The sequence below is a fragment of the Pseudomonas asplenii genome (genome assembly GCF_001293465.1).
In the GTDB taxonomy this organism is placed as follows: Bacteria; Pseudomonadota; Gammaproteobacteria; order Pseudomonadales; family Pseudomonadaceae; genus Aquipseudomonas; species Aquipseudomonas fuscovaginae_B.
On the sequence record NZ_JSYZ01000011.1, the window covers coordinates 267,413 to 294,176 of the forward strand.

Consider the following 26,764-nt stretch of genomic DNA (forward strand, 5'->3'; position numbering starts at 1 on the left):
CTGTTTCGAGAGCACGCCGTGACGGGCCATCCATGGCCCAACACGGCTCGCCCGGCATCCCTGCCGGGCAACTCTCGAAACAGAACCTCCACTCAGCCAGCTGGGAACGGGGCGGGTGGATCAAGAGCAAGATCAAAAGCAAAAGCAAAAGCTTCGCGGCGGTGTGGCGTTCAGCAAAAAAAAACTGAAGGGCCCATGCGTATGCCATCGCCAGCAAGCCGGCTCTCACATTTTTGCGTGTAGACTTCCAGATTTTCCGTGATCGGTAACGGTAAGGCGTGCGTATGGATCTGCGTCAGTTGGAAGCTTTTGCTGCGGTGATGTCGGCGGGGAGTGTCACCGCCGCGGGGAAGATGCTCGGCCGTTCGCAGCCCTCGGTCACCCGGGTGATTCAGGAACTGGAGCAGGAGCTGGGTTTCGCCCTGTTCGAACGCAGCGGGCCGAAGGTCACGCCGACGCACAAGGCCTTCATGATGTATGGTGAAGTCGAGAGCGCGCTGTTGGGGATACGCAATATCCGCCAGCGCGCGCAGCATATCGCCCAGGAGGAGAATCACCAGATCAAGCTGGTGGCGATTTCGGCCCTGGCCGCCGGCCTGCTGCCGGCGGCGTTGGCTCGCCTGCCCGAGACTCTGCGGCCGCAGCAGGTCCAGCTGCAGAGCATGTCGCCGGAAAACGTGGTGCAGGCGGTGCTGTCCAAGACCATGGACCTCGGCGCGGTCAGCCTGCCGCTCGAACATCGCGGGCTGGATATCCACTGGATCGGCGAAGCCTCCTGTGTCGCGGTACTGCCGCAGCATTCGCCCCTGGCGGCCCATGAAGTGCTGCCCATGGATCTGCTGGCCCGCCAGACACTGGTCACCATGGCCAACCCCTACCGCTTTCGGCGGCGCATCGACAAGGCTTTCCGCGACGCGGGCTGCGGCACGCCCCGCATGCTCGATACCAACACCTCGCTGATCGCCATGCAGATGGCCCGCGCCGGCCTGGGCGTCGCCCTGGTCGATCCGTTTACGGCCAGGGGCGTGCCGGTGGAAGGCGTGGTGGTGCGTCCGCTCGGTTGCCATATCCCATTCTTCTTCGGCCTGATCTCGGCCTTCGCCAGCCCGCTGTCGGACGTGGCCCGGGCACTGATCGATGAAATCGCCTATTCGGCAAGATTGCTCTTGCCGCAAATGCTCATGCACGAAGCGGCAGCCCATGACGCGCTGCTGCAAAGTATCTATGCCGAGTAAGACACGCGCACGTGGCGGCTTCTCGACAGGCACGACCGCCTGAAAATCATATTGGTTATATAAATATGCTTTTTTGTGCTTTGCGAGAATAAAAAACGCCTCTTAGTATTCGGATTACGAATTGAAGGCCGCCAAGAATTCATATTTGAATGTTAGCGGCCTTTGCAGAAATGCGATTCAAGGGACGGGGGCCGATCTCCCGACCTCATGCCGAGTACCCCATACATGTCCGATGTAACTGCCGCCACCGGCCTGGCGAAACTGGAAGCACGCCTGCGCCAGGATCTCGACTGGCTCGATCTGCCCGCCAAACCCTGGGTCAAGCCACGCCTGCACGACGGTCAAGCCGTGCTGGACGTGGCGATCATCGGCGGCGGCATGGCCGGCCTGGCGCTGGCTGCCGAGTTGCGCCACCAGGGGGTGGCGGCAGTGATCTTCGATCAGGCGCCCGCGGGCTTCGAGGGGCCATGGGCGACCACCGCGCGCATGGAAACCCTGCGCTCGCCAAAACAGCTGACCGGGCCGGCCCTGGGCTTGCCGGCGCTGACCTTCCGCGCCTGGTTCGAGGCGCAATTCGGCCTGGAGGCCTGGGAGCGCCTGGACAAGATTCCGCGCCTGCAGTGGGCCGATTACCTGCGCTGGTATCGCAAGGCCCTGGCGCTGGAGGTGCGCAACGAACACCGGGTGAGCCGGGTGGCGCCACGCGCCGACGGCCTGGTGGAACTGCAGGTGCAGGCTGGCGCCCAGACGCAGCAGCTGCTCGCCCGCCATGTGGTGCTCGCCACCGGCCGCGATGGGCTGGGCGGGCCGTGGGTTCCGGACCTGGCGCGGGCACTGCCCTATGAGCTGTGGGCGCATTCGGCGGACGGACTGCGCAACGAGTGGTTCGAAGGCAAGCGGGTTGCGGTCATCGGTGGCGGCGCTTCGGCCATGGACAGTGCGGCGACCGCACTGGAGGCCGGCGCCAGCCGGGTCGACCTGCTGATCCGTCGCGCCGAGCTGCCGCGCATCAACAAGGGCAAGGGCGCCGGCAACCCGGGGATGACCCATGGTTACTGGCGGCTGCCGGCGGCCTGGAAATGGCGCCTGCGCAACTATCTCAACACCCAGCAGGTGCCACCGCCACGGGGCAGTACCTTGCGGGTCTCGCAGTCGGGCCGCGCGCGTTTTCTGCTGAACAGCCCGCTGCTGGCCGTGCAGGCAAACCCGGCCGGCGGCGTCTGGCTGGACACGCCGACCGCGCGTCTGGAAGCCGACTTCGTGGTGTTCGCCACCGGCTTTCGCACCGACTTCCGTCTGCGCCCGGAGTTCTCGCCGTTTTGCGCGCAGGTACGGACCTGGCGCGATCGTTTCGAGGCCCCGGCCGACGAGGCGGACGCGGAGCTGGCGGAACTGCCGGACCTGGGCAGCAACTTCGAGTTCCAGGAAACAATCCCCGGAAGCTGTCCCGGCCTGAATCACATCCACTGTTTCAGCTATCCCGCCGCCCTCAGCTTCGGTGCGGTATCGGGCGACATTCCGGCGATCAGCGAAGGCGCCAAGCGATTGGCCCAGGCGCTGATTGGCGAGTTGTTCAACGCCGATATCGAGCAGCACTACGCGGCCATGCGCGACTACGCCGAACCGGAACTGCTGGGTGACGAGTGGGTTGCCAGCCAGCCGGACGCCCACGAGATGCGGCAATGATCGGCTGGACCCTGCGCCGGCTGGGCCAGTCGCTGCTGGTCATCTGGCTGATGACACTGGTGGTGTTCATCGGCCTCAATGCGATCGGCAACCCGATGGACATCCTGGTCGGCGAAGACCTCAACCAGGCCGAGCGCCTGCAGGCCATCGCCCACCTGGGGCTGGACAAGCCGCTGTGGGAGCAGTACCTGATCTTCCTCAAGGGCGCCGTGCACGGCAACCTCGGGCAGAGTTTCGTCTATCACGAAGACGCCATGCGCCTGATCCTGCAACGCCTGCCGGCCACCTTCGAACTGGCGTTCAGCGCGCTGTGCCTGGCGGTGCTGATCGGCGTACCGCTGGGCCTGTTCGCCGGGACATACCCCGAGCACCCGCTGTCGCGACTGATGATGGCCGGCAGCATCATCGGTTTCTCGCTGCCGGCATTCTGGGTCGCGCTGATGATGATCCTGCTGTTCTCGATCACCCTCGGCTGGCTGCCGGCCAGCGGCCGTGGCGCCACCCGTGAGCTGTTCGGCGTGCAATGGTCGTGGCTGACCCTCGACGGCTTGCAGCACCTGTTGCTGCCGGCGCTGAACCTGGCGCTGTTCAAGATTTCCCTGGTGCTGCGCCTGACCCGCGCCGGCGTGCGAGAGGTGCTGCCCCAGGAGTTCGTCAGGTTCGCCCGGGCCAAGGGCCTGTCACCGCTGCGGGTGATGGTCATGCACGTGCTGCGCAACACCATGATCCCGGTGGTGACGGTGCTGGCGATGGAACTGGGTTCGACCATCGCCTATGCGGTGGTGACCGAAAGCATTTTCTCCTGGCCGGGCGCCGGCAAGCTGATCCTGGACAGTATCAACACCCTGGATCGTCCGGTGGTGGTGGCCTATCTGATGGTGGTCGTGGTGATTTTCGTCGTGCTCAACCTGGTGGTCGACGGTTTGTATTACCTGCTCGACCCACGTGTTCGTATCGAGGCTGGCCGATGACCGCCGTGCTCGCCCATCGTTTGTCAGCGCAATCGCCGTGGCGGCGGGTGCTGGTGGAGTTCCTCGGCTCCCCCTCGGCCGTGACCGGCCTGGTGCTGTTGCTCGCGGTGATGCTGCTGGCGCTGCTGGCCCCCTGGATCGTGGTGCAGAACCCCTATGACCTGATGCAGCTCAACGTGCTGGATGCGCGCCTGCCACCGGGCAGCGCCAATATGGACAGCGGCTACACCTACTGGCTGGGCACGGACGGGCAGGGCCGCGACCTGGTGTCGGCGATCCTCTACGGGCTGCGCATCAGTCTGTGGGTGGGCATCGGCTCGGCGCTGATCGCCGCGCTGATCGGCACGCTGCTCGGGTTGCTGTCGGCCTACGTCGGCGGCTGGGTCGACGCCTTGCTGATGCGCCTGGTCGACCTGCTGCTGTCGTTCCCGGTGATTCTCATGGCGCTGATGATCCTCGCCTGGCTGGGCAAGGGCGTGGGCAACGTGATGCTCACCCTGGTACTGCTCGAATGGGCCTACTACGCCCGCACCGCCCGTGGCCAGGCGCTGACCGAGAGTCGTCGCGAATATGTCGACGCCGCGCGGGGGCAGGGCATCGGTTCGTGGCGGATCGTCATCGGCCACATCCTGCCCAACTGCCTGCCGCCGCTGATCGTCATCGGCGCGCTGCAGATCGCCCGGGCGATCACCCTGGAGGCGACCCTGTCGTTCCTGGGCCTGGGGGTGCCGGTGACCGAACCCTCGCTGGGCCTGCTGATCGCCAACGGCTTCCAGTACATGCTCGGCAACGAATACTGGATCAGCCTGTTTCCGGGCCTGGCGATGCTGGTCACCATCGTCGCGATCAACCTGGTGGGCGACCGCCTGCGCGATGTCCTGAACCCGAGGCTGCAACGATGAACCTGCCTGAATCGGCGATTGTCGCCGCAACGGACAAGGCCGGCGTGCCGACGCTCGAAGTGCGCAACCTCTGCACCTCGTTCCACACCCGTGCCGGCGTGTTGCCGGCGGTGCGTGACGTGTCGTTGCGGGTGCAGCCGGGGCGCATTCTCGGCCTGGTGGGCGAATCCGGCTCCGGCAAGTCGGTCACCGGTTTCTCCATCCTCGGCCTGGTCGATGCACCCGGGCGGATCAGCGGCGGCCAGGTGCTGTTCCAGGGGCGCGACCTGACCCGGCTCTCGCCATCGCAACGGCGCGAGTTGCAGGGCAACCGCATCGCGATGATCTTCCAGGACCCGATGATGACCCTCAACCCGGTGCTGCGCATCGATACGCAGATGGTCGAGGCGGTGCGTGCCCATCGATCGCTGGGCAAGCGCGAGGCCCGTGAGCACGCCGCGCGTACCCTGGCGCGAATGGGCATCGCCAGCCCCGAGGAGCGCCTGCGCGCCTATCCCCATCAACTGTCCGGCGGCATGCGTCAGCGCGTGGCGATTGCCATTGCCCTGTTGCATGCGCCGGACCTGATCATCGCCGACGAGCCGACCACCGCCCTCGATGTGACGATCCAGGCGCAGATCCTCAGCCAGGTGCAGCAACTGGTGCGCGAGCAGGGGACCTCGTTGATCTGGATCACCCACGACCTGTCGGTGGTGGCCGGCCTGGCCGACGACGTGGCGGTGATGTACGCCGGGCGTATCGTCGAGCAGGGCACGGTCGGCGATGTCCTCGACCAGCCGCAGCACCCCTATACCCAGGGCCTGATCGACAGCCTGCCCAGCCGCAACAGCCGCGGCCAGCGCCTGCGGCAGATCCCCGGCATGGCGCCGGATCTGCTGTCGATGCCCGTCGGCTGTGCCTTCGCCGCCCGTTGCGCGCGGGCTTCGCCGTTGTGCGCGGCAGAACCTCAGCCCCTGCAGATGCCACGTGGACGGATCGTCCGCTGTTTTCACCCGGGAGCCGCCGATGCGCAGTGAGCAGATACCTCTCATCGAGCTGAACCAGGTCAGCAAGACCTTTGGCAAGGCGCCTGGCGAGCGTACCCTTCAGCACCTGCTGCAACGCCTGTGCCTGACCCGCCCGCAACTGCGGACCCACGCCGTCGACCGGGTCGACCTGCGCATCGCCCGCGGCGAAGTGGTCGGGCTGGTGGGCGAGTCGGGCTGCGGCAAGTCGACCCTCGGGCGGATGGTCGCCGGGTTGCTGCCGGTGTCCTCGGGCAGCGTCCGGGTCGACGGCCTCGACCTCGACAGCCTGACGGCCGGGCAGCGCCAGGCCGTGCGCCTGAAGGTGCAGATGATCTTCCAGGACCCGTCGGCCAGCCTCAATCCGCGCCTGCGGGTCGATCGTATCGTCGGCGAGGGCGCGCTGTTGCACGGTCTCACCGACCGGCGCGGTTTCGACGACTACGTCTGTGCCCAGCTCGAACGTGCCGGGCTCGACCCGCAGTTGCGCCAGCGCTATCCGCACCAGTTCAGCGGCGGCCAGCGCCAGCGCATCGGCATTGCCCGGGCCCTGGCGGTGCAGCCGCAACTGCTGGTGTGCGACGAGTCGGTGGCGGCCCTGGATGTGTCGATCCAGGCGCAGATCCTCAACCTGTTCATGGACCTGCGCGACCAGCTCGGCCTGACCTACCTGTTCATCAGCCACGACCTTGGCGTGGTCGAGCACCTGTGCGACCGCGTGGTGGTGATGTACCTCGGCCGGGTGGTGGAGAGCGCGTCGGTGGACGAGCTGTTCGCCCGCGCCAACCACCCGTACACCCAGGCCCTGCTGGCGCAGATTCCGCGCTTCGATGTCCGCAATTCCCGTTATGACGCGATCCAAGGGGAAATCCCCAGTCCGCTGAGCCCGCCCGGCGAGTGTCATTTCCATCCTCGCTGCCCGCGCGCCACGGCGCGTTGCCGCGAGGAAGTTCCAGCCCTCAGGGAGGTTTCGCCGAACCACCTGAGTGCGTGTCACCTCAACGAGCATCCCTGAACGGGCGCGCTGATGCCCGGCATGCTTTTCGCCATTGCGTACAAGGAATCACCCATGCAACCACGTGTTCGCTCACTGATCGCCTCGGCGCTGCTCCTGGCCGCCGGCGGCGTCTCGGCCCAGGACCTGCGCATCGGCTACGCCGACCCGGTTTCCTCCCTCGACCCGCAACTGAACAACTATGCCGGCGACCGCTCGGTGGCGCTGCACGCCTTCGAGTCACTGGTCAATCGCCACGATGACAAGACCCTGCCGGGCCTGGCCAGGAGCTGGAAGGTGCTCGACCCGACCACCTGGCAGTTCGAGCTGCGCGACGACGTCAAGTGGCAGGACGGTACGCCGCTGACCGCCGACGACTTCGTCTTCTCCTTCGAGCGGGCGCGCAACGTGCCGGGCAGTGTCGCTTCCTACGCCGGGGCCACGCGCACCGTGGAGTCGGTGCAGGCCAAGGATGCCCATACGCTGCTGATCAAGACCCGCACACCGAACGCCAACCTGCTGCCCGATGTCGACTCGATCTACATCGTCAGCCGCCATGCCGGTGCCACCGCCAGCAGCGCCGACTACAACTCGGGCAAGGCCCTGATCGGCACCGGGCCGTATCGCTTCGTGTCCTACGTGCCGGGCGATCGCACGATCTTCGCGCGCAACGACAGCTACTGGGGCCCCAGGCCGACCTGGGACAAGGTCGACTTCCGCTTCATCGCCAACGCCGCCAACCGCACGGCGGCGCTGCTGGCCGGCGATGTCGACGTGATCGACAAGGTCTCGCCGACCGATGTCGAGCGCCTGCGCAAGACCCCGGGGATCAACGTCTTCGCCTACCAGGGCCTGCGCGCGCTGATCATCCAGCCGAGCTTCCGCGAGGGGCCGAACGAGTTCGTTCGCGACAACAGCGGCAAGCCACTGGCGCAGAACCCGTTGCGAGACGTGCGGGTGCGCAAGGCGCTGTCGCTGGCGATCAATCGCCAGGCCATCGACCAGCGCATCATGCAGGGTACGGTCACCGAGGCCAACCAGTGGATGCCGGCCAACACCTTCGGCTACAACCCGCAGGTGAAGAACATTCCCTACGACCCGAAACAGGCCAAGGCGTTGCTGGCCGAGGCCGGCTTCCCGGACGGCTTCCAGCTGACCGTGCACGTTCCCGGCGACCGCTACCCGCAGGCACCGGAAACCTTGCAGGCGGTGGCCCAGTTCTGGACCCGCATCGGTCTCAAGGTGCAGTTGGAAGTGCTGCCCTGGGCGGTCTACGCCGGCAAGGCGAACAAGAACGAGCTGGCGGTCAGCGTGATCGCCTGGGGCAATGGCACCGGCGAGGCGGCCTATGCGCTGACCAACATCCTCACCACCGTCGACAGCAGCAAGGGGCAGGGCGCCTCCAACTGGGGGCGCTACAGCAACCCGCTGGTGGACAAGGCGCTGATCGATTCCACCGCCGAATTCGATGAGGCCAGGCGGCGCAAGATCCTCCAGGATGCGGTGAAAGTGGTCAGCGACGATGTCGGCATCATTCCGCTGTTCCACTACCAGAATATCTGGGCTGCGCGCAAAGGCCTTAAGGTCGAGCCGCTGGTCAGCGACCGTACCGCGGCGCTGATGGTCACCGAGCAACCTTGAACCCAATGCCTTCCTGCCTGGGCGGGAAGGCTGTCATCGATCCGCAGGAAACCTCATGTCTTCCATCACCGCCAACGCTGTCGTGCCCGATCTGCTCGACAGCCTGCTGAACCTCCAGCCCGGCACGGCCTTGCACGACGTACGCCATGCCCGGGAGAAAGTCGTCTCGGCGACCCAGGGCAGCCAGGAGCTGTTTTTCGCTGCCGAACTGGGCAACAACCTGTCGCTGTGCGAGCGCCTGTGGGTGGCCTACTACGCGGCGCGACTGACTCCGCAGGCGGCGCTCGCCGCGCACTACCTGGCGCAACTGCATGAACAGGGTATCGACAACACCACCCTGGCCAGCATCGACGCGGGAAACCTCGAAGCGCTGGGCGATAGCCGCCTGGCAGCGATACTGGGCTTTACCCGTACGCTGATCGAGTCCCCGGTACATGGCGACAAGGCTGCACTGCGAACGCTGCAACAGCAGGGGCTGAGTACCGAAGAGATCGTCGTCCTGGCGCAGTTGATCGCCTTTGTGTCCTACCAGGTCCGCCTGGCCGCCGGCCTCACGGCCTTGTCCCGCGCAGGAGCCGCCTGATGAGCGAACCGATCCGCAGCAATGGTTTCACCAACGAAGTGCTGGGCTGGAAAGCCTGGCTGCCGACCATCGACCTGCAAAGCGCCACGCCGGAGCAGATCGCGGTGCTCGAAGAGAGTCACCCGCAGGCCAAGACCTCGGACTATTACCTGACCCTGGGCCATCACCCGGACATCCTGCGCCAGCGCTCCCAGGCGTTCAACGCGATCATGTACGCCCCGGGCGGCCTGTCCCGCGCCGAGCGCGAACTGGCCAGCACCGTGGTCTCGCGGATCAACCGCTGTGTCTATTGCGCCTCGGTCCACGCGCAACGCTTCGAGCAGTTGGCCAAGCGCAACGACGTGATCCGCGAGATCTTCGCCGACCCGGCCACGGCCGGCACGACGCCCCGCGAGCGGGCCATCGTGCAGTTCTCCATCGACCTGACGCTGGCTCCGACGAACCTGGGCGCCGGTCACATCCTGGCACTGCGCGAGCATGGGCTGGACGATGGCCAGGTGCTGGACCTGATCCATGCCATTTCGATTTTCGCCTGGGCCAACCGGCTGATGCTCAACCTGGGCGAGCCGGTGTTTCCCCGGCAGGCGTGACGCCCGGAGGGGAGGCAGGGCCGGGCGAAGCCTGCGGGCGCAGGCCTCAATCGACGAGAATGATCTTCGACACCAGCTCGACGCTGTTCCTGGCCTGGAGTTTCTTCATCAGCCTGGCGCGGTGGACTTCCACGGTACGATGGGAAATCTGCAGCTGCTTCGCCACTTCCTTGCAGGTCAGGCCCTTGACGATGTGCATCGACACCTCACGTTCGCGGGGCGTGAGGTCCACGGCGATGCGCTGCATCCGGCCCAGGCGCTCCAGGTGCCAGACGATCAGCTTGAACGGGTCGCTCGGGGTCAGGGTATAGCCCTGCGACCTGGCCCAGAACACCTCGCCGTCCTTGCGCTGCAGCAGGCGCTCATCGGAGTAGGAACCGCTCTTGCTGCGCCGCAGCCCGTTGCGACTGCGAGTGCCGAAGGCCCGGTAGTCATCCGGGGAAGGATGGATCAGCAGGGTCAGTTGTCCCAGCAGCTCTTCGCGCGAGTAACCGAACAGTTCCAGGAAGGCGGCGTTGCAGTCGAGTATCACACGGTCGCCGGTGATCAACTGGGGGGCGGGTGACGCCATGAATGCCAGGCGCTGCAGATCCTGTTGTTGCACGATAGCGCTCATTGACATCCTGATTCGGTGGGGGCGTTGTTATTGATGAGCCCAAGGCTGGCTTACGTACCCCATGTACGTAGTTGTACCAACTGGCGAGCGATCCCGTTGGTATTCCATTGTAATCGATGCTTCAGCCAATCCAAGAAGGAAATCGCCATGATCCATGACCGTGTCCCCATTGTCGCGGCCAGCTGTTTGCCTTTCGCGTGTCCCGGCGATTGTGCCGCCAACAGGGAAAAGGCCCGCACCTCGCTCCTTCAGGCACGCAGGAGCTGAGCAATGAATATCGCCAACTGGCTGGATGACGCCGGCCGGCGTTGTCCGCAGCGGCCCGCCTTGTTCGAGGGAACGCGGGAGGTGGCCGACTATGGCACTTTTGCCGCACTGGTCCGCCACCGTGCCGCCTATCTGACCGGCGAGCACGGCATCGTTCCCGGCGACCGCATCGCGTTGTTCATGCCCAACTGCTGTGAATACCTCGAACTGCTCCATGCCATCTGGTGGGTCGGTGCCGTGGCGGTGCCGATCAACTGCAAGCTGCACCCCAGCGAAGCCAGCTGCATCATCGGCGACGCCCAGGCCCGGCTGATCTTTACCGATAACGGCGGACTGTTCCCGCGCGAGGCCTTGCCCCGCGGATGTCGTGAGCTGGAACGGGAGGACATGGGCGCGCTCGCTCCGATGGATGCGGTACTGCCGGACACGCCCTGCCCACGGCATGCCGACGACCTGGCGTGGCTGTTCTATACCTCGGGCACGACCGGGCGTCCCAAGGGGGTGATGCTCAGTCATGGCAATCTGGTTGCCATGTCGCTGTGCTATCAGTTGGATGTCGACCCGGTCAGCGCCGAGGATGCCGTGCTCTATGCCGGGCCGATGTCCCATGGTTCCGGTCTGTTGAGCTGCATCCACGTGCGCTGCGGCGCCCGTCACGTAGTCCCGGATTCCCGCGGTTTCAACGCCGATGAGTTGTTCGAGCTGGCCGCACGACTGGAGCGTGTCTGTGTCTTCGTGGCACCGGCCACGCTGCGGCAGATGGTCGAGCAGGCCCGCCGCCAGGGCTATGGCGGCGAGGGCATCAAGACCATTGTCTATGGTGCCGCGCCCATGTACCTGGCGGATCTGGAAGAAGCGCTCGACACGTTCGGTCCGCGGCTGGTGCAGATCTACGGTCAAGGCGAGAGCCCGTTGATCAGCAGCCTGTCCCGTGAGGTGGTCGCGGCTCGAAGCCACCCCGACTGGACCAGGCTGGCCGCGTCCGTGGGGCGGGCCCTGGCGTGCCTGGAACTGCGTGTGCTGGACGCCGGACATGAGCCGCTGCCGTGCGGGCAGTTGGGGGAAATCGCCGTGCGTGGGCCCACGGTCATGCGCGGCTACTGGGGGACCGACCTGGCAACGCGGCGTACCCTGGTGGATGGCTGGCTGCTGACCGGCGACGTGGGCTTTATCGACGATGCCGGCTACCTGACGCTCACTGACCGGGCCAGGGACGTGATCATCAGCGGTGAAGTCAACGTGTATCCAAGGGAGGTCGAGGAAGTGCTGGCGCAGCATCCGCAGGTCTTCGATGTCTGCGTGGTGGGGCAACCCGATGCCGAGCTGGGCGAGTCGGTGGTGGCGTTCGTCGTGCCACGTAGTGCCGGGACGCTCGACGAATCCTCGCTCGACGCCTGGTTCATCCAGCGCATGGCGGCATTCAAGAAACCGAACAGGTACATCCTCTGCAGCACCTTGCCCAGGAACAACGTCGGCAAGATCCTCAAGACCGAATTGCGCCAGTGGCTCAAGCGCCATGCCGGCGAGGCCTGCATTCCCTGAGGGTGGTAGCGGCGGTGCGAGCGATGGCGATGCGGGCCCAGGCGCGATGATCGCCGCGAGCGCCCGCATCAGCCCATCGTCTGCTCCTCAGAGGTTCTTGCCGCCGCGCTCCATCCAGCCTCCGCCCAGGGCCTTGTACAGATTGACCTCGGCGCTCAGTTGCGCCAGCCGGTCGGTGATCAGGGTCTGTCGGGAACTGAACAGCGAGCGCTGGGCATCGAGAAAGGTCAGGCTGTTGTCGACGCCGACGCGATAGCGACGCTCGGCCAGGCGGTAATACGCCTGGTTGGCCTGTACCAGAGCGTCCTGCGCCTGCAGTTGGTCCTTGTAGGTCTGGCGGGCGGCCAGGCCATCGGAGACCTCCTGGAAGGCGGTCTGGATCGATTTCTCGTACTGCGAAACGCGGATGTCCTTCTGGATCTTCGCGTAGTCCAGGCTCGCCCGCAGGCTGCCGGCGTTGAAAATCGGCAGGTTGATCTGCGGCTGGAACAGCCAGCTTCCCGAGCCGCCCTTGAACAGCCCCGACAATTCATTGCTGGAGGTGCCCGCGTTGGCGGTGAGGGTGATGCTCGGGAAGAACGCCGCGCGGGCGGCCCCGATGCTGGCATTGGCCGACTGCAGCTGGTATTCGGCCTGGAGAATGTCCGGACGTCGCTGCAGCAGGTCCGAAGGCAGGCCCGCCGGCAGTTCGGTGATCCAGTCGGCGGCCAGCGGCTGGCTGGACGGGCTGTCCGCCACCGGTGCTCCCACCAGCAGGGTCAGGTTGTTGAGGTCCTGGGCGACCTGGCGCTGGAAGGTCGCCAGGCTGGCCCTGGCGCTCTCCACCGAAGTGCGCGACTGGCTAAGGGCCAGGGCCGAGGCCGTACCGACCTGGTTGCTGTGTTCGGTCAGGCGCAGGCTCTGCTCGTAGGAGGCGAGGGTGTCCCGGGTCAGGGCCAGCAGTTCCTGGTCGGCGCGCCAGGTCAGGTAGGCATTGGCGACACTGGCGATCAGGCTCAGCTGGGTACTGCGGCGGGCCTGCTCGGTGGATAGGTAGGTCAGCAGGGCCTGGTCGCTCAGGCTGCGGACACGCCCGAACAGGTCCAGCTCGTAGGCGCTGATGCCCAGCGTCACCGAGTTGCTGTGACTGATGGCCGCCTTGCCGGTCTGAGTGATGCTGGCCGGCACGCGCTGGTGCGTGCCGCTGCCAGTGGCGCTGATCGCCGGGAACAGGTCGGCGCGCTGGATCCGGTATTGCGCCTGGAAGGCCTCGACGTTGAGGGCCGCCACGCGCAAGTCGCGATTGTTGCGCAAGGCGCTTTCGATCAGTTGTTGCAGTGTCGGGTCGCGAAACAGCTCTCGCCAGCCGACGTCCGCCGCCAGCGTCGCCGGGGCCGTGGCCTGATCGGGTGTGCCGGGGTATTGGGCGGCGACCGGCGCCGCCGGGCGCTGGTAGTCCGGAATCAGCGAGCAACCGCCCAGGGCCAGCGCGGCCAGCAACCAGGGACTGAGGGATCTGTTCATTCTGCTCCTATCATCCACTTGGCCAATCCATGTCGCCCGCTGACACCCAGTTTGGCGGCGGAGCGCTTGAGGTAGGTTTCAATGGAACTGTTCTTGACGCAGAGTTTCTCCGCGATTTCGGGTACGGTACCGCCGGCCAGCAATCCCAGGCAGACCTCCTTTTCCCGTGCCGACAACGTGATCTCGCAGGCACTTAAGCGCTCACCGAACTCCTGTTGCAGTTGTGTCTGTTCCAGGCTCGAGGCATGGGCTGTCTTGCCCTGCGGGTTTCTGGCGCTGGCCTGTCGACAGGCACGGGCGTGTCTTTGCGCCAGCGGCAGCAACGTCTCGGAGAGGCATTTGAGGAAGGACAGCTCCTGCAGGGAGTAATCGCGTTCCACCCGCGGGCGGTGCAGCGAGATCACGCAGCAACGGTTGGCCTTGCGTGAAATGAGACTGCATTGATGGGACGTGCCGAGGCAATTGTTGTCTTTCTCGTCTTTCATCCGGGCGTTCAGATGAATCAGCAGTGCGTCCTGCACCTCCAGCACCCGTTTGACCAGAGGGTGGTCGTTGCGGTGCATGGCGTTGGTCGGACAGACCGCCTGCATTTGCGGGCTCAATTCGAGGCCCGCATGCCCCAGCAGTTGGACATCGACAACCGACGACTGGCTGTCGTCGACGGTCCATTCGCTGAGTTCGATCCGGCTGACAGCCACCGAGGCGTTGACCAACTGATGCATGTTGCTCAGAAACGTCTCGTCCCCGATGCTGGAAATCAGTCTCCCCAGTTCTTGATAGATATGGGCGTTCTTTGCTTCTTTGACATTCGTTCGTGGGCTCATATGCTGATCCTGCATATCAGTAATAGCTTGCAATTCTGTCGGCAGGGCAGAGGCGATCCGTCCATTACCCTTCGACGCTCAAACCATTTCTTGCCTGATACCTGGCAGCCCAGGCATGACGTGTGAATCCATCCACAAAAACGATTCAGTACTGAATCATTAGACCCAGCTACGTAGGATAAGTCTGTAGTAGAAAACAGGGACATCCTACACGGCTGAGCCGGCGCCAGTTTAGCTGGCGCCGACTTTTCCAGAGTGAAGCGCTTCTCCATCAGGATGATTGAACGGCACTCTCCCTCAACGCCCGGGAGATCGCCTGGCCCAGGGCCCCGACATGGGGTGGCTGGACCAGCGTGTTGTGCGTTCCGGGAAGTGCCGTGACGACTGGCGCGGCTTCCAGCAACGCCCCCCAACCCAACAGCGGATCGTTGCGTTCCTGCCCGCTGGCGGTGAACAGCGAGACCTTGAGCGAGCTGGCCGGGCTCACATAGGCGCCAATGGCCAGGCGTATCGCATAGGCCACCGCGAGATGGCTCCGCAGCAGGTCGGCATCGACGTCCTGGGGCAGCTCTTGCGGAAGCAGGCGATGAGTCATGCACAACGCCAGCATCGCCTCGATGGCATTCTCCTGCGCCAGTGCGGCCAGTTGCTGCCGCACCTGGGGTTCGACCTGCGTAGGCAGCCAGGCCATCAGGAACTGCGCTTCGCTCAAGGACTGCGCCGGGGCCGGCTCGGGACGTGCCGAAGCGTCGATGATGCCGACGAACTCCAGGGACTCACCTGCGGCCTGCAACTGCCTGGCCATTTCATAGGCGATCAGGCCACCGGCCGACCAGCCGGCGATCCGGTAAGGGCCTTGCGGCTGGACCTGGCGAATGGCTGCCAGGTAGCGCGCGGCCATGGCCGGCACCTCGAACAGCGGCGTTTCCCCGGCGACCAGGCCACTGGCTGCCAGACCGTAGACCGGCACCTGCGGATCCAGTGTCGGAGCCAGATCGCGGGCATACTGCACTTCACCGCCCAGGGGGTGGACCAGGAACAACGGTCGTTGCGAGCCCGTGCGGCGCACAGCCACCAGGTTGCCGTGCTGACCGGGACGCGCCTGGCCGTCCAGGGTCCGGGCGAAGCCGGCGATGGTCGGCTCGACGAACAGGTCACGCACCGCGATCGGCTTGCCGAGCACCTTGCGCAGGCGCGAGGCCATCTGCACGGCCATCAGCGAAATACCGCCGAGGCTGAAGAAATCGTCATGCCGGCTGACCTGCTCCAGCTTGAACAGCTCCTTCCAGAGTTGGGCGATGGCGATTTCGGTATCGCCCTGCGGCGCCTCGTAAGGCCGCGGCTCGGGCCTCGGCTCCTCGACCGGTGCCGCGATCGCCACGGCATCGGCCGAACGCGGCAATGCCGGCGTGTTCTCCAGCAACTGGCCGATGGACTGCTGTGCATCGCCCAGCAGATTTTCCAGGACCTTGGCAAACAGCTCGGCAATGGCCTGCACGGTGCTGACGTCGAACAGGTCGCTGGCGTATTGCAGGCTGCCGCGGATACGTTCGCCGGTGTCCACCAGCGACAACGACAGGTCGAACTGCGTGGTGCGGTGGGCGCTGTCCAGGGACGTCACCTGCAGCCCGGGCAGTTGCAGCGGAGCCGGTGGGGTGTTGTCCAGGCTCAGCATCACCTGGAACAACGGACTGTGGCTCATGCTGCGGGTCGGTTGCAGGGCGCTGACCACCTGCTCGAAGGGCAGGTCCTGATGGCTGTAGGCTGCCAGGGTCAGGTCCTTGATCCTGCCGAGCAGGTCGCTCACCCGCAGCTCGCGGTCGGTACCGATACGCAGCGCCAGGGTGTTGGCGAAGAAACCGATCAACGACTCCAGTTCCGGCCGCTGGCGGTTGGCCACGGGGGTGCCGACCACCACATCGTGCTGGCCGCTGAGGTGGTGCATCAATACCGACCAGCCGGCCAGCAGCACCATGAACAGCGTGCTGCCCTGGGCCTGGCTGAAGGCGCGCAGGTCGGCGCTCAGGCTTGGCGAGAAGGCGCACTCGACGATGCCGCCGGCATAACTCTGGATCGCCGGACGTGGCCGATCCAGCGGCAGGCTCAGCAGAGTGGGCGCACCCTCCAGGTGTTTGCGCCAGAAGTCGACCTGGGCCTGCAGCGCCGGGCCGTCCAGGGCCTGACGCTGCCACGCGGCATAATCCACGTACTGCAGCGCCAGGGCCGGCAGCGGATCCTTCTGCCCCTGGCTGAAGGCGTTGTACAGCACGCTCACTTCATGGGCCAGGACACTGTTGGACCAGCCGTCGGAAACGATGTGGTGCAGGGTGATCAGCAACACATGCTCGTCCTCCGCCACTTGCAGCAGTTGGCCGCGCACCAGCGGCCCCTGGCTCAGGTCGAACAGTTGTGTGGCATTGTCCTGGCCGAGACGGGCCAGCGTGGCCTCGCGGGACTCGGCCGACAGCGCACGCAGGTCCTGTTCCGTCAGCGGGAAGCGGGTATCGGCCGGAGCGATTTTCTGCAGCGGCTCGCCATCCACCAGTTCGAAACGGGTGCGCAGGGTTTCGTGGCGCATGACCAGGCGATCCAGGGTCGCCTGCAAGGCCACCTTGTCCAGCCGGCCACTCAGGCGCAGGGCCATCGGCAGGTGGTAGGCGGCACCGGCGGCGTGATCGAGGTGATCGAGGAACCACAGGCGTTGCTGGGCGAACGACAGCGGTAGCCGACCCGAGCGGTTGGCCCGGGGAATCGATTGTGCCTCGCTCGGTGCGCTGGCGTTGACCAGCGCGGCCAGGCCCCGCACGGTGGGGTCGTCGAACAGCTCGCGCAGGCTGATCCGGGCGCCGAGCTTGCGGCGCAGCCGCGAGAGCAACTGCACGGCCAGCAGCGAGTGTCCGCCCAGTTCGAGGAAACCGTCATGGCGGCCGACCTGGTCCAGGTGCAGCAGGCCTTTCCAGATCTCGGCGATGGCCTCCTCGGTCTCGCCTTGCGGCGCCTCGTAGGCCTTGCTGGCCAGGGCGTCCTGGCCAGGAGCGGGCAGGGCGCGACGGTCGAGCTTGCCGTTGGCGGTCAATGGCAGCTTGTCCAGATGCACAAAGGCACTGGGCACCATGTATTCGGGCAGACCGCCCAGCAAGGCACTGCGCAACTGCTCGGCCGGCACCGGCTCGCCGCAGACATAGGCGACCAGCCGCTGGTTATCCGAGTCACCCTGGCTGTCATCGCGGGCGATGACCACCGCTTCGCGAACACCCGGAACCGCCAGCAGGGCATTCTCGATTTCCCCCAGTTCGATGCGGAAACCGCGGATCTTCACCTGGAAGTCGTTGCGACCCAGGTATTCCAGGGTGCCGTCGGCCAGCCAGCGACCCAGGTCGCCGGTCTTGTACAGGCGGGCCCCGGGCACCTTGCTGAAGCGGTCGGCGATAAAGCGTTCGGCACTCAGCGCGTCGCGGTTGAGGTAGCCACGGGCCACACCGACGCCGCCGATATGGATTTCCCCGGCCACGCCCAGCGGCGCGGGCTCGCCCCGGGCATCGAGGACATGCACCTGGACGTTGGCGAACGGCCGGCCGATGCTCGGTTTTTCGCCCAGATCACGGATCAGGTCGAGAGTCGCGTCCACCGTGCACTCGGTCGGGCCGTACATGTTGTAGAAGCGGATGGTCTGGCAGTTGCGCAGCTTCTCCCAGGTACTGGCGTTGAGTGCCTCGCCACCGAGCAGCACGCTGACCGGCTGGTAGCTGCGACGCTCCAGCAGGCCGGCGGCGAGCAGGGTGTCGAGCTGCGACGGGGTCGAGTCGAAGGCGTGCACCTGGTGCTGTTCGAGGAAGTCGAGCAGCTCGCTGCCGCTGGCGCGGATCAGTTGCGGGATGATCACCAGCTTGTGCCCGGAGAACAGCTGCGAGATGCCCTTGATCGACATGTCGAAGAAGAAGCCGGCATTGAGCGCCACGGTGGCGGGTGTCGGGCAGTGCTGGTGGGTGGTGCGGGTCAGCACGTGCCAGAAGTTGAACACCGAGCGGTGTTCGACCATCACGCCCTTGGACTGGCCGGTGGAGCCGGAGGTGTAGATCACATAGGCCAGGTGCTCAGGCGTCAGGTCCGCAACGACCGGGTTGACGTCGAAAACCGCCTCGTCCACGGCCTGCAGCGATTCGGCGGTGTCCAGCAGCAACAGCGGCAGGTCGCCGGCCGGCAGCGATAGCGCGGCCTGGGTCAACAATGCCCGTGGCTGGCTGTCCTGGAGCATGAAGGCCATGCGCTCGGCCGGGTGGGCCGGGTCGATGGGCACATAGGCGGCCCCGGCCTTGAGCACGCCGAGCAGGCCGACGATCATGTCGAGGCTGCGTTCGGCGCAGATGGCCACGCGTTCGTCCGGTTGCACACCGAGTGCCAGCAGTTGCCGGGCCAGATGGTTGGCACGGCGGTTGAGCTGGCGATAGCTCAACTGGCGGTCTTCGCAGAGCAGGGCTACGGCGTCGGGGTTGGCGCGGACCTGGGCTTCGAACAGGGTATGGATCGGCTGGGCCGGTCCGAAGTCGGTGGCGGTGTCGTTGAAGTCGTTGAGCAACTGTTGCCGTTCGGCTTCGGGCACGACCTTCAGGTCGGCGGCCGGACGCGCGGGGTCCTGCTCAAGGGCAGCGACCAGTTCGCTCACGGCGTGGACGAGGTAGTCGGCGATACGCCGTGGGTCGATACCGTCGATGGCCTGGGTGGTCAGGGAGAAACCGCCCCCTTCATCGGCCACGGCCACTTCGATCGGGTAGTTGGTACGCGCTTCGTTGCTCAGGAAACGCACGCCATCCCAGGCCAGCACGTGCTCCTGGTTGGCCAGAGAGCCGCCGTCGGAGGAATGGCGATAGTTGAACAGCGTGGTGAACAACGGCAGGCCCGCCGCGACGCCGCTGCAACGCTGGGCCAGGGCCAGGGAGGCCTGCTCGTGGGCCAGCATTTCGCTGAGGTCGCGATAGGTCTCGTCCACCAGTGAGCCGACCCCGGAGCGGGCCAGTTGCACGCGCACCGGCAAGGTATTGATGAACACCCCAAGGGCGCGGTCCGCCCCCGCCGAGCCTTGCAGACGGCCGGCGACCACGGTGCCGAACACCACGTCATCACGGTCGGTGCAGCGCCCGAGCACCTGGGCCCAGGCGATATGGAACAGCACGGCCGGAGTGACCCCGGCGGCCTGGGCACGGGCCCGGATCCGCAGACTCAGGGCCGGGTCCAGATGCTGGCTGGTCTCGCTGACCCGGGCACCGTCGCCCTGGACATCGAGGATGCCGAACGGTGCGGTGGGCTCGTCGACATCGGCCAGGCGACGTCTGAAGTAGCCCTCGTGCACTTCGGCCGGGGTGGCGAGGACCTGTGCGACAAACTCCCGGTAAGGCTGCGGAGCCGGCAGTTCGGCGCCCTGGCCCTGCATCAGGGCACGGATTTCCTCGAGCACGATGCCCAGGGACACGTGGTCGCTGATCATGTGGTGGTCGAGCAGGGCCAGCAGCCAGCGCTCGGCGTGTGGATCACGGGCGATGCAGGCGCGCATCAGCGGCGCCTGTTGCAGATCCAGGCGCAGCCGTCGTGGATCGCTCAGTTGCTCCAGCTGGCTGCGCGGGTCCTGGTTCGGGCTCAGGGTGAGTGTTTCCAGCGGCAGTCGCACCTGGCGATGGACCACCTGCACGGCCTGCGGCAGGCCGACCCAGTGCACCGAGCTGCGCAGGATGTCGTGGCGGTCGATGACCGTCTGCAGGGCTTCGACAAAGGCATCGAGGCGCTGGCGGTCGTCGAACTCGATCAGCGAGCGCACCAGGTAGGCGTCGCCTTCGTGGCCCAGCAGGTGATGGAAGAGGATACCTTGCTGCAGTGGCGCCAACGGGTAGATGTCCTGGATATTGGCGGCCCCGCCGGGGACGGCGCTGACGATCCGCTCCAGTTGCGTGGCATTCAGGTTCACCAGCGGCAGCATGTCCGGGGTCAGTTCGGTACAGCCGGCCGGAATGCGGTTGGCCGGTGCCTGGAACAGGGCCTGGCTGTCGCGCCCGATGGCCTGGGCCATCTCCCACACGCTGGGCGCGGTGAACACGGTGCGGACACTGGCATGCAGGCCGCGCTGGCGCAGCCGGTCGATCAGGCTGACGGCCAGCAGCGAGTGGCCGCCGAGTTCGAAAAAGCGGTCATGACGACCGACCTGCTCGATACCCAGCAGGTCCTGCCAGACCCCGGCGACGATCTGCTCGACCTCGCCGCGCGGGGCTTCATAGGCGCGGCTGGCAAAGGCTTCCTGGCCCGGAGCGGGCAGGGCGCGGCGGTCCAGTTTGCCGTTGGGGGTCAGTGGCATGGCCTCCAGGTGTACGTAGGCGCTCGGCACCATATAGTCCGGCAAGGTCTCCAGCAGGGCCGCGCGCAGTTGCTCGACGGGCACGGCGTCGCCACACAGGTAGGCCACCAGACGCTTGCTTTCGGATTGGCCGGGTTGGCTTTCCCGGGCCACGACCACGGCTTCGCTGACGCCTTCGCAGGCGGCCAGCACGGCCTCGATTTCCCCCAGTTCGACCCGGAAGCCGCGGATCTTCACCTGGTCGTCGTTGCGGCCCAGGTATTCGAGGGTGCCGTCGGCGCGCCAGCGGGCCAGGTCGCCGGTCTTGTACAGCCGGGCGTCCGAGGCGGTGCTGAACGGATCGGTGATGAAGCGTTCGGCGCTCAGTTCGGCCCGGTTGAGGTAGCCGCGGGCCACGCCGACGCCACCGATATGCAACTCACCGGCCACGCCCAGGGGCGCGAGGTTACCGGCGGCATCCAGCACATGCAGCTGGGTATTGCGCACCGGCGTGCCGATGGAGCGGAAGTCTTCGTTGTCGCGTTCCATCAGGCGGATCGAGGCGTTGACCGTGGCTTCGGTCGGACCGTAGGCGTTGAACAGCGCCGGACGATGGGTTTCCCGCTCGAACCACTGGGCCACCGCCTGTTTGCCCACGGCTTCGCCGCCGATCATGAACTGGCGCAGGGAGGTCGGCAGGGGGACATGGGCATCGCGGGCGACCTGTTGCCAGAACACGGTAGGCAGGTTGGCGACGGTGATCGCGTACTGCTCGCACAGCGCGGCGAAGGCGGCGGTGCCGGCGATCCAGGCGTCCGAGCGCAGCACCAGGGTGGCGCCGGAGAGCAGGGCACCGAAGATCTCCTCGACGGACATGTCGAAGGTCATGGTGGCGAATTGCAGGACGCGGTCCTTTGGATTGAGGCCGTAGCGTTCCTGCAGGGCGCCGATCTGGTTGCACACGGAACGGTGCTCGAGCATCACGCCTTTCGGCTTGCCGGTGGAGCCGGAGGTGTACATCACGTAGCACAGCTGCCGCGAGGTCAGATGGGCGACGTGGGGATTGGCGTCGTTACCGGGGCTGTCCGTCAGCGACAGGTTGGGAATCGACAGTGGCGGCAGTTGCCGGGCCAGATCGCTCTGGCTCAGCAGCACCCGTGGCGCGCTGTCGTCGAGCATGTGTTGCAGGCGGTCCTGCGGATAGTTCGGGTCGAGCGGCACATAGGCGCCACCGGCCTTGAGGATGGCGAGGATGCCGACGATCATTTCCGGGCTGCGCTCCACCAGCAGGGCCACCCGCTCATCCGGCTGCAGGCCCGCGGCGATCAGGCGATGGGCGATGCGGTTGGCCCGGGTGTTGAGTTCGGCATAGCTCAGGGCGATGCCTTCGGCCTGCACCGCGATGGCCTCGGGGCGTGCCTGCACCTGCTGTTCGAAGAGGTCCTGCAAGCGCAGGCCTTCGGCGAACGGGACGTAGGTCCGGTTGAAACCGGTGAGCAGTTCGCGACGCTGCTGGTGATCGAGCAGCGGCAGGGTTGCCAGCGGCTGCGTGATATCGCCAAGCAGGGCGTCGAGCAGGTGCAGCAGGTGGCGGCTCCAGCGTTCGATGGTGCTGGCGTCGAACAGATCGGTGGCGTACTCGAACTGGCCACGGATGGTTGCGCCGTCGTCATTGAGCGACAGGCTCAGGTCGAACTGGGTGGTGCCGCTGGCCTGGGGCAGTGGCGTCAGTTCCAGGCCGGGCAGCGACAGCGCCTGGTCCTGCGGAGTGTTACCCAGCACCAGCATGGCCTGGAACAGCGGGCTGTGGCCGAGGCTGCGCTCCGGCTGCAGGGCTTCGACCACCTGTTCGAACGGCAGGTCCTGATGGTCGTAGGCCTCCAGGGTGATGGCCTTGACCCGCGCCAGCAACTGCTCGACGCGTTCGTGGGCCTGGACATCGACCCGCAGGGCCAGGGTGTTGACGAAGAAGCCGATCAGCGCCTCGGTTTCCTGGCGCGGCCGGTTGGCCACCGGAGTACCGACCACCACTTCGGCCTGGTTGCTCAGGCGCGAGAGCAGGATCGACCAGGCGGCCAGCAGGGTCATGAACGGCGTCAGGCCCTGTTGCTGGCTGAACTGGCGCAGCCGGGTGCTGAGGGTGGCCGGCAGTTCCAGGGGCAGGGTGGCGCCCCGGTAGCTCTGTACCTGGGGCCGCGGACGATCGGCCGGCAGTTCCAGCAGGCCTGGCGCACCGCTCAGGTGCTCGTTCCAGAAACGGGTCTGGGCCTGCAGGCGTTCGCCTTGCAGGTACTGTTGCTGCCAGGCGGCGTAGTCGGCGTATTGCAGGGTCAGCGCCGGCAGCGGATCGTCCAGGCCCTGGCTGAAGGCGCTGTAGAGGCGATTGAACTCGCCGATCAGCACGGCCACGGACCAGCCATCGGAGACGATATGGTGCTGGGTGACCAGCAGCACATGTTCGTCCTCGGCCAGTTGCAGCAGGCGTCCGCGAATCAGCGGACCCTGGCTCAGGTCGAACGGTGCGCCGGATTCCTCACGGCCCAGTCGCTCGACGGCCTGTTGCCGGGCCTGCTCGTCCAGGTCCCGCAGGTCATGCTCGAGCAGACTGAAGCCGATGTCCTCTGGGGCGAAGCGCTGGCGGACGTGATCGCCCTGGCGTTCGAAGGTGGTGCGCAGGCTTTCGTGACGCGCGACGATACGGTCCAGGGCCCGTTGCAGGGCCTGGCGGTCGAGCTGGCCGCGCAGGCGCAGGGCCGCGGGCATGTGATAGGCGATGCTGGCGGCGTGGTCGAGCTGGTCGAGGAACCACAGGCGTTGCTGGGCCAGGGACAGTGGCAGGTCCTGGTCGCGGGCCACGGCTTCGATGGTCTGCAACGAGGAACGGCCGGCCTGGTCCACGCATTGGGCCAGGGCTTGCAGGGAGCCGATGCCGAACAGGGTGCGCAGGTCGATCTCGGCCCCCAGTTCCTGGTGCAGGCGGGCCTGCAGTTGCACGGTGAGCAGCGAATGGCCGCCCAGTTCGAGGAAGCCGTCGTGACGACCGACCTGGTCGAGACCGAGCAGGGTTTTCCAGATTTCGGCGATGGCCACTTCGGTCTCGCCGACAGGGGCCTCGTAGGCCTTGCTGGCCAGGGATTCGACGCCCGGGGCGGGCAGGGCACGGCGGTCGAGCTTGCCGTTGGCGGTCAGTGGCAGCTTGTCCAGGTGCACGAAGGCGCTGGGCACCATGTATTCGGGCAGGTGCTTGAGCAGTTCGTTGCGCAGTTGTTCGGCGGGTGCCGGTTCGCCGCAGACATAGGCCACCAGGCGCTTGCTTTCCGCCTGGCCGGGCTCGTCTTCACGGGCGATCACCACCACCTCGCGAACCCCGGCGCACAGGGCCAGGGCAGCCTCGACTTCGCCGATCTCGATGCGCAGGCCGCGGATCTTCACCTGGAAGTCGTTGCGCCCCAGGTACTCCAGGGCACCGTTGGCCAGCCAGCGGCCCAGGTCGCCGGTCTTGTACAGGCGCGCCTGGGGATCGCTGGAGAACGGGTCGGCGACGAAGCGCTCGGCCGTCAGTTGAGGCTGGTTCAGATAGCCCCGGGCAACGCCGATACCGCCGATGTGCAACTCACCGGCCACGCCCAGCGGTTGTACCTGGCCCAGGGTATCGAGCACGTGCATCTGGATATTGGCAATGGGGCGACCGATCGGCACGCTTTCGCCCGGATCGCCGGGACGGCACTGCCAGGCGGTGACGTCGATGGCCGCTTCGGTCGGGCCATAGAGGTTGTGCAGCTCGACACCGGCCAGTTGTTGTTCGAAGCGTCGTTGCAGGCCACGGGGCAGGGCTTCGCCGCTGCACAGCACCCGGCGCAGGTCGGGGAAGTCGCGACTGGCACGATGTTCCAGGAACAGATCGAGCATCGATGGCACGAAGTGCAGCAGGGTGATACCGGCCTCGCGGATCACCCGGGCCAGGTAGTCCGGTTCCTGATGGCCACCCGGACGGGCCATGACCAGTTCGGCACCGGCGAGCAACGGCAGGAAGAACTCCCAGACCGACACGTCGAAACCGAACGGGGTCTTCTGCAGCACCCGGTCGGTAGCGTCGACGGCGTATTCGTCACGGGCCCAGAGCAGGCGGTTGACGACGCCCAGGTGTTCGTTCATCACCCCCTTCGGTGTCCCGGTGGAACCCGAGGTGTAGAGCACGTAGGCCAGGTGCCCGGGCTGCAGGCCGAGGACCCGGGGATCCGGGTTGAAGGTCGGCTGTGCCGCCAGTTGTGCGCTGTCGTCGGGGTCGTCGAGCAGCAGCACCGGCACGTTCAGGGCCGGCAGCCCGTCCCGTAGCGCCTGGACGGTGAGGACCGCACGTGGCGCGCTGTCGTCGAGCATGTAGGCCTGGCGGGCACTCGGCAGGTCCGGGTCGACCGGCACATAGGCACCGCCGGCCTTGAGAATGCCCAGCAGGGCGATGACCATCTCCGGGCCGCGGCGCAGGCTGACGGCAACCCGGGCATCGGGTTCCACCCCCAGTTCGATCAGCCGGTGGGCGAGCTGGTTGGCCTGGCGGTTGAGTTGTTCGTAGCTGAGCAGCGGCCCGCTGTCGCCGCGTACGGCACAGGCGTTCGGCCGCTGGGCGACCTGCTGTTCGACCAACTGGTGGATCAGTACGTCACGCGGATAGACGCGGGCGGTATCGTTGAATCCGACCTGCAACTGCCGGCGTTCCTCCTCGCCCATCAGCGGGAAGTGCGCCACGGGGGTGTCATGCTGTTCCAGCACCGCTTCGAGCATGGCGAACATGCGCTGTTGCAGGCGCTGGGCCTCTTCGAGGCTGTAGTAGGCGGTATTGAAGTTGAAGTCCAGGTGCACGTCTTCGAACGGATGGTAGTCGCGCACGAAAATCGCCATCGGCGTCTGCTCGTAGCCGTTGTCCATGGTGATCACCCGCGACGAGGTGCCACCAAACTGATCGTCGCCGTCGAGGCTTTCGAACGACAGCGAAACGTCGAACAGCTGCCGACGCCCGGTCTGGGCCAGGCGCAGGGTGCGGTTGAGCTCGGCGATGGGGAAACGCTGGTGGCGGTAGCAGCGACGCAGTTGCGCACCGGCGGCGTTCATCAGGTCCAGCAGCGAACCTTGCGGGTCGACCGCCAGGCGAATCGGGCTGACCGAGGAGAACATGCCGGCGGTGGCTTTCTGGCGGGCGGTGGTGCGGTTGTGCACCGGCATGCCGATGACGATTTCATCGACTCCCACGGTGCGGCAGAAATAGGTGCCGACCACGCTGATCAGCACATGGGCCACCGACAGGCTGCGTTCGCTGGCGAACTGCGTCAGGGCGTTGTACAGCGACCGCGGCAGCATCGCCTGGACCTGGGCGCTGGGCGCCAGTTCGTTGGCCTTGCCGGCCTTGAAGTCGGCGCGGCGCTGCAACAGCGGCGGTGGCAGTTGCGCGTAGACTTCCTGCCAGAACTGACGGTCGCGCTCGTAGCGCGAGGACTGCAGGTAGGCACGGTCTTCCTCGAGAAACGACAGGTAGGAGTGGCCCTCGGCGACTTCCTCGTTGCCGGCCAGCAGGCTGTTGTAGGCGGCGCCCACCGCATGCCCGATCAGCGCCACGCCGATGCCGTCGGTGACCAGGTGATGGTAGCGGTTGAGCCAGTAATGGCGCTTTGGTCCGCAACGCACCATGCGCGCCTCCCAGAGCTGGCCGGTCAAGGACTCGAACGGTTTGCGAAAGGCTTCGCGCAGATACTCCATGGCCAGGCCGGCGTCGTCGTCGGCCTCGGAAAACTCCACCACTTCGAGCTTGACCTTGACCTCGGGCAAGACCCGCTGGCGACCGGTGCCGCCTTCATGGCTGAAACTCAGGCGCAGCGTGTCGTTGCGGTTGGCGACCATTTCGATCGCTTTCTCGAACAGCGGGATGTCGATCTCGCCGCGGATCTCCAGGGACATGCCGATGTTGTAGTAGGGCAGATCAGGGTGGGCGATCTGATCGAGCCAGATACCCTGCTGGACCGAAGCCAGTTCGTGGGACACGCTGGTTTGCGCGGACAGCTTTTCGGTCGACGAATCCATTTCGGAGCACCTGTT

Annotated in this window: 14 protein-coding genes and 1 pseudogene; 11 read left to right on the top strand and 4 right to left on the bottom strand. The window is 66.1% G+C overall.

Annotated features, from left to right (window positions below; genetic code table 11):
• From PF66_RS33295 to PF66_RS16780, 10 genes and pseudogenes are all read left to right on the top strand, one after another.
• Window positions 1–188: pseudogene (locus PF66_RS33295) on the top strand (hypothetical protein); the annotation flags it as partial.
• Window positions 189–284: 96 nt separating this feature from the next.
• Entirely contained in the window at window positions 285–1,235 is a 951-nt protein-coding gene (locus PF66_RS16740; protein WP_054063311.1) for a LysR family transcriptional regulator, read from the top strand.
• 225 nt (window positions 1,236–1,460) lie between these two features.
• Window positions 1,461–2,921 carry a SidA/IucD/PvdA family monooxygenase gene (locus PF66_RS16745; protein WP_054063334.1) on the top strand — a complete coding sequence of 487 codons (1,461 nt, stop codon included), beginning with the start codon at window positions 1,461–1,463 and terminating at the stop codon, window positions 2,919–2,921.
• The gene (locus tag PF66_RS16750) at window positions 2,918–3,892 is read left to right on the top strand and encodes an ABC transporter permease (RefSeq protein WP_054058372.1); all 975 of its coding nucleotides are present in this window, start codon (window positions 2,918–2,920) and stop codon (window positions 3,890–3,892) included. Before PF66_RS16745 ends, PF66_RS16750 begins: the two co-directional genes overlap by 4 nt.
• A complete protein-coding gene (locus PF66_RS16755) occupies window positions 3,889–4,794 on the top strand; it encodes an ABC transporter permease (protein WP_054063312.1) in 906 nt (301 codons plus the stop codon). The genes PF66_RS16750 and PF66_RS16755 overlap by 4 nt, the downstream gene beginning before the upstream one ends.
• The gene (locus PF66_RS16760; RefSeq protein WP_054063313.1) at window positions 4,791–5,810 is read left to right on the top strand and encodes an ABC transporter ATP-binding protein; all 1,020 of its coding nucleotides are present in this window, start codon (window positions 4,791–4,793) and stop codon (window positions 5,808–5,810) included. Before PF66_RS16755 ends, PF66_RS16760 begins: the two co-directional genes overlap by 4 nt.
• Entirely contained in the window at window positions 5,800–6,813 is a 1,014-nt protein-coding gene (locus PF66_RS16765; RefSeq protein ID WP_054063314.1) for an ABC transporter ATP-binding protein, read from the top strand. The genes PF66_RS16760 and PF66_RS16765 overlap by 11 nt, the downstream gene beginning before the upstream one ends.
• 54 nt (window positions 6,814–6,867) lie before the next feature.
• Window positions 6,868–8,433, top strand: coding sequence for an ABC transporter substrate-binding protein (locus PF66_RS16770; RefSeq protein ID WP_054059184.1), 1,566 nt, complete (start codon window positions 6,868–6,870; stop codon window positions 8,431–8,433).
• Between the two features lie 55 nt (window positions 8,434–8,488).
• Window positions 8,489–9,016, top strand: coding sequence for a CMD domain-containing protein (locus PF66_RS16775; RefSeq protein WP_054059183.1), 528 nt, complete (start codon window positions 8,489–8,491; stop codon window positions 9,014–9,016).
• On the top strand, window positions 9,016–9,606 hold the full coding sequence (locus tag PF66_RS16780) for a peroxidase-related enzyme (RefSeq protein WP_054063315.1): 591 nt from the start codon (window positions 9,016–9,018) through the stop codon (window positions 9,604–9,606). Before PF66_RS16775 ends, PF66_RS16780 begins: the two co-directional genes overlap by 1 nt.
• Before the next feature lie 46 nt (window positions 9,607–9,652).
• Here PF66_RS16780 and PF66_RS16785 read toward each other — a convergent pair whose 3' ends face one another.
• A complete protein-coding gene (locus tag PF66_RS16785; RefSeq protein WP_152973041.1) occupies window positions 9,653–10,222 on the bottom strand; it encodes a LuxR C-terminal-related transcriptional regulator in 570 nt (189 codons plus the stop codon).
• 270 nt (window positions 10,223–10,492) lie between these two features.
• Between PF66_RS16785 and PF66_RS16790 the strand changes: the two genes are divergently transcribed.
• Window positions 10,493–12,031, top strand: a complete 1,539-nt coding sequence (locus PF66_RS16790; protein ID WP_054059180.1) for a class I adenylate-forming enzyme family protein — start codon at window positions 10,493–10,495, stop codon at window positions 12,029–12,031.
• An 87-nt stretch (window positions 12,032–12,118) separates the two neighbouring features.
• On the opposite strand, the gene adeC is transcribed toward PF66_RS16790, so the two are convergent.
• The 3 genes from adeC to PF66_RS16805 all read right to left on the bottom strand — a co-directional run bounded on the left by adeC (window position 12,119) and on the right by PF66_RS16805 (window position 26,749).
• Entirely contained in the window at window positions 12,119–13,534 is a 1,416-nt protein-coding gene (gene adeC, locus PF66_RS16795) for an AdeC/AdeK/OprM family multidrug efflux complex outer membrane factor (RefSeq protein ID WP_054063316.1), read from the bottom strand.
• A complete protein-coding gene (locus PF66_RS16800; RefSeq protein WP_054063317.1) occupies window positions 13,531–14,358 on the bottom strand; it encodes a helix-turn-helix transcriptional regulator in 828 nt (275 codons plus the stop codon). The genes adeC and PF66_RS16800 overlap by 4 nt, the downstream gene beginning before the upstream one ends.
• A 271-nt stretch (window positions 14,359–14,629) precedes the next feature.
• Window positions 14,630–26,749: a non-ribosomal peptide synthetase gene (locus PF66_RS16805; RefSeq protein ID WP_054063318.1), complete on the bottom strand. Its 12,120-nt coding sequence runs from the start codon at window positions 26,747–26,749 to the stop codon at window positions 14,630–14,632.
• Window positions 26,750–26,764: the final 15 nt, after the last annotated feature.

Bases quoted from the DNA above. Each gene is read 5' to 3' on its own strand.
- PF66_RS16800 (WP_054063317.1), bottom strand. From the start codon at position 14,358: ATGAGCCCACGAACGAATGTCAAAGAAGCAAAGAACGCCCATATCTAT.
- PF66_RS16775 (WP_054059183.1), top strand. From the start codon at position 8,489: ATGTCTTCCATCACCGCCAACGCTGTCGTGCCCGATCTGCTCGACAGC.
- PF66_RS16790 (WP_054059180.1), top strand. From the start codon at position 10,493: ATGAATATCGCCAACTGGCTGGATGACGCCGGCCGGCGTTGTCCGCAG.
- PF66_RS16765 (WP_054063314.1), top strand. From the start codon at position 5,800: ATGCGCAGTGAGCAGATACCTCTCATCGAGCTGAACCAGGTCAGCAAG.
- PF66_RS16785 (WP_152973041.1), bottom strand. From the start codon at position 10,222: ATGAGCGCTATCGTGCAACAACAGGATCTGCAGCGCCTGGCATTCATG.
- PF66_RS16740 (WP_054063311.1), top strand. From the start codon at position 285: ATGGATCTGCGTCAGTTGGAAGCTTTTGCTGCGGTGATGTCGGCGGGG.
- PF66_RS16755 (WP_054063312.1), top strand. From the start codon at position 3,889: ATGACCGCCGTGCTCGCCCATCGTTTGTCAGCGCAATCGCCGTGGCGG.
- PF66_RS16770 (WP_054059184.1), top strand. From the start codon at position 6,868: ATGCAACCACGTGTTCGCTCACTGATCGCCTCGGCGCTGCTCCTGGCC.
- PF66_RS16760 (WP_054063313.1), top strand. From the start codon at position 4,791: ATGAACCTGCCTGAATCGGCGATTGTCGCCGCAACGGACAAGGCCGGC.
- PF66_RS16745 (WP_054063334.1), top strand. From the start codon at position 1,461: ATGTCCGATGTAACTGCCGCCACCGGCCTGGCGAAACTGGAAGCACGC.
- PF66_RS16780 (WP_054063315.1), top strand. From the start codon at position 9,016: ATGAGCGAACCGATCCGCAGCAATGGTTTCACCAACGAAGTGCTGGGC.
- adeC (WP_054063316.1), bottom strand. From the start codon at position 13,534: ATGAACAGATCCCTCAGTCCCTGGTTGCTGGCCGCGCTGGCCCTGGGC.
- PF66_RS16750 (WP_054058372.1), top strand. From the start codon at position 2,918: ATGATCGGCTGGACCCTGCGCCGGCTGGGCCAGTCGCTGCTGGTCATC.
- PF66_RS16805 (WP_054063318.1), bottom strand. From the start codon at position 26,749: ATGGATTCGTCGACCGAAAAGCTGTCCGCGCAAACCAGCGTGTCCCAC.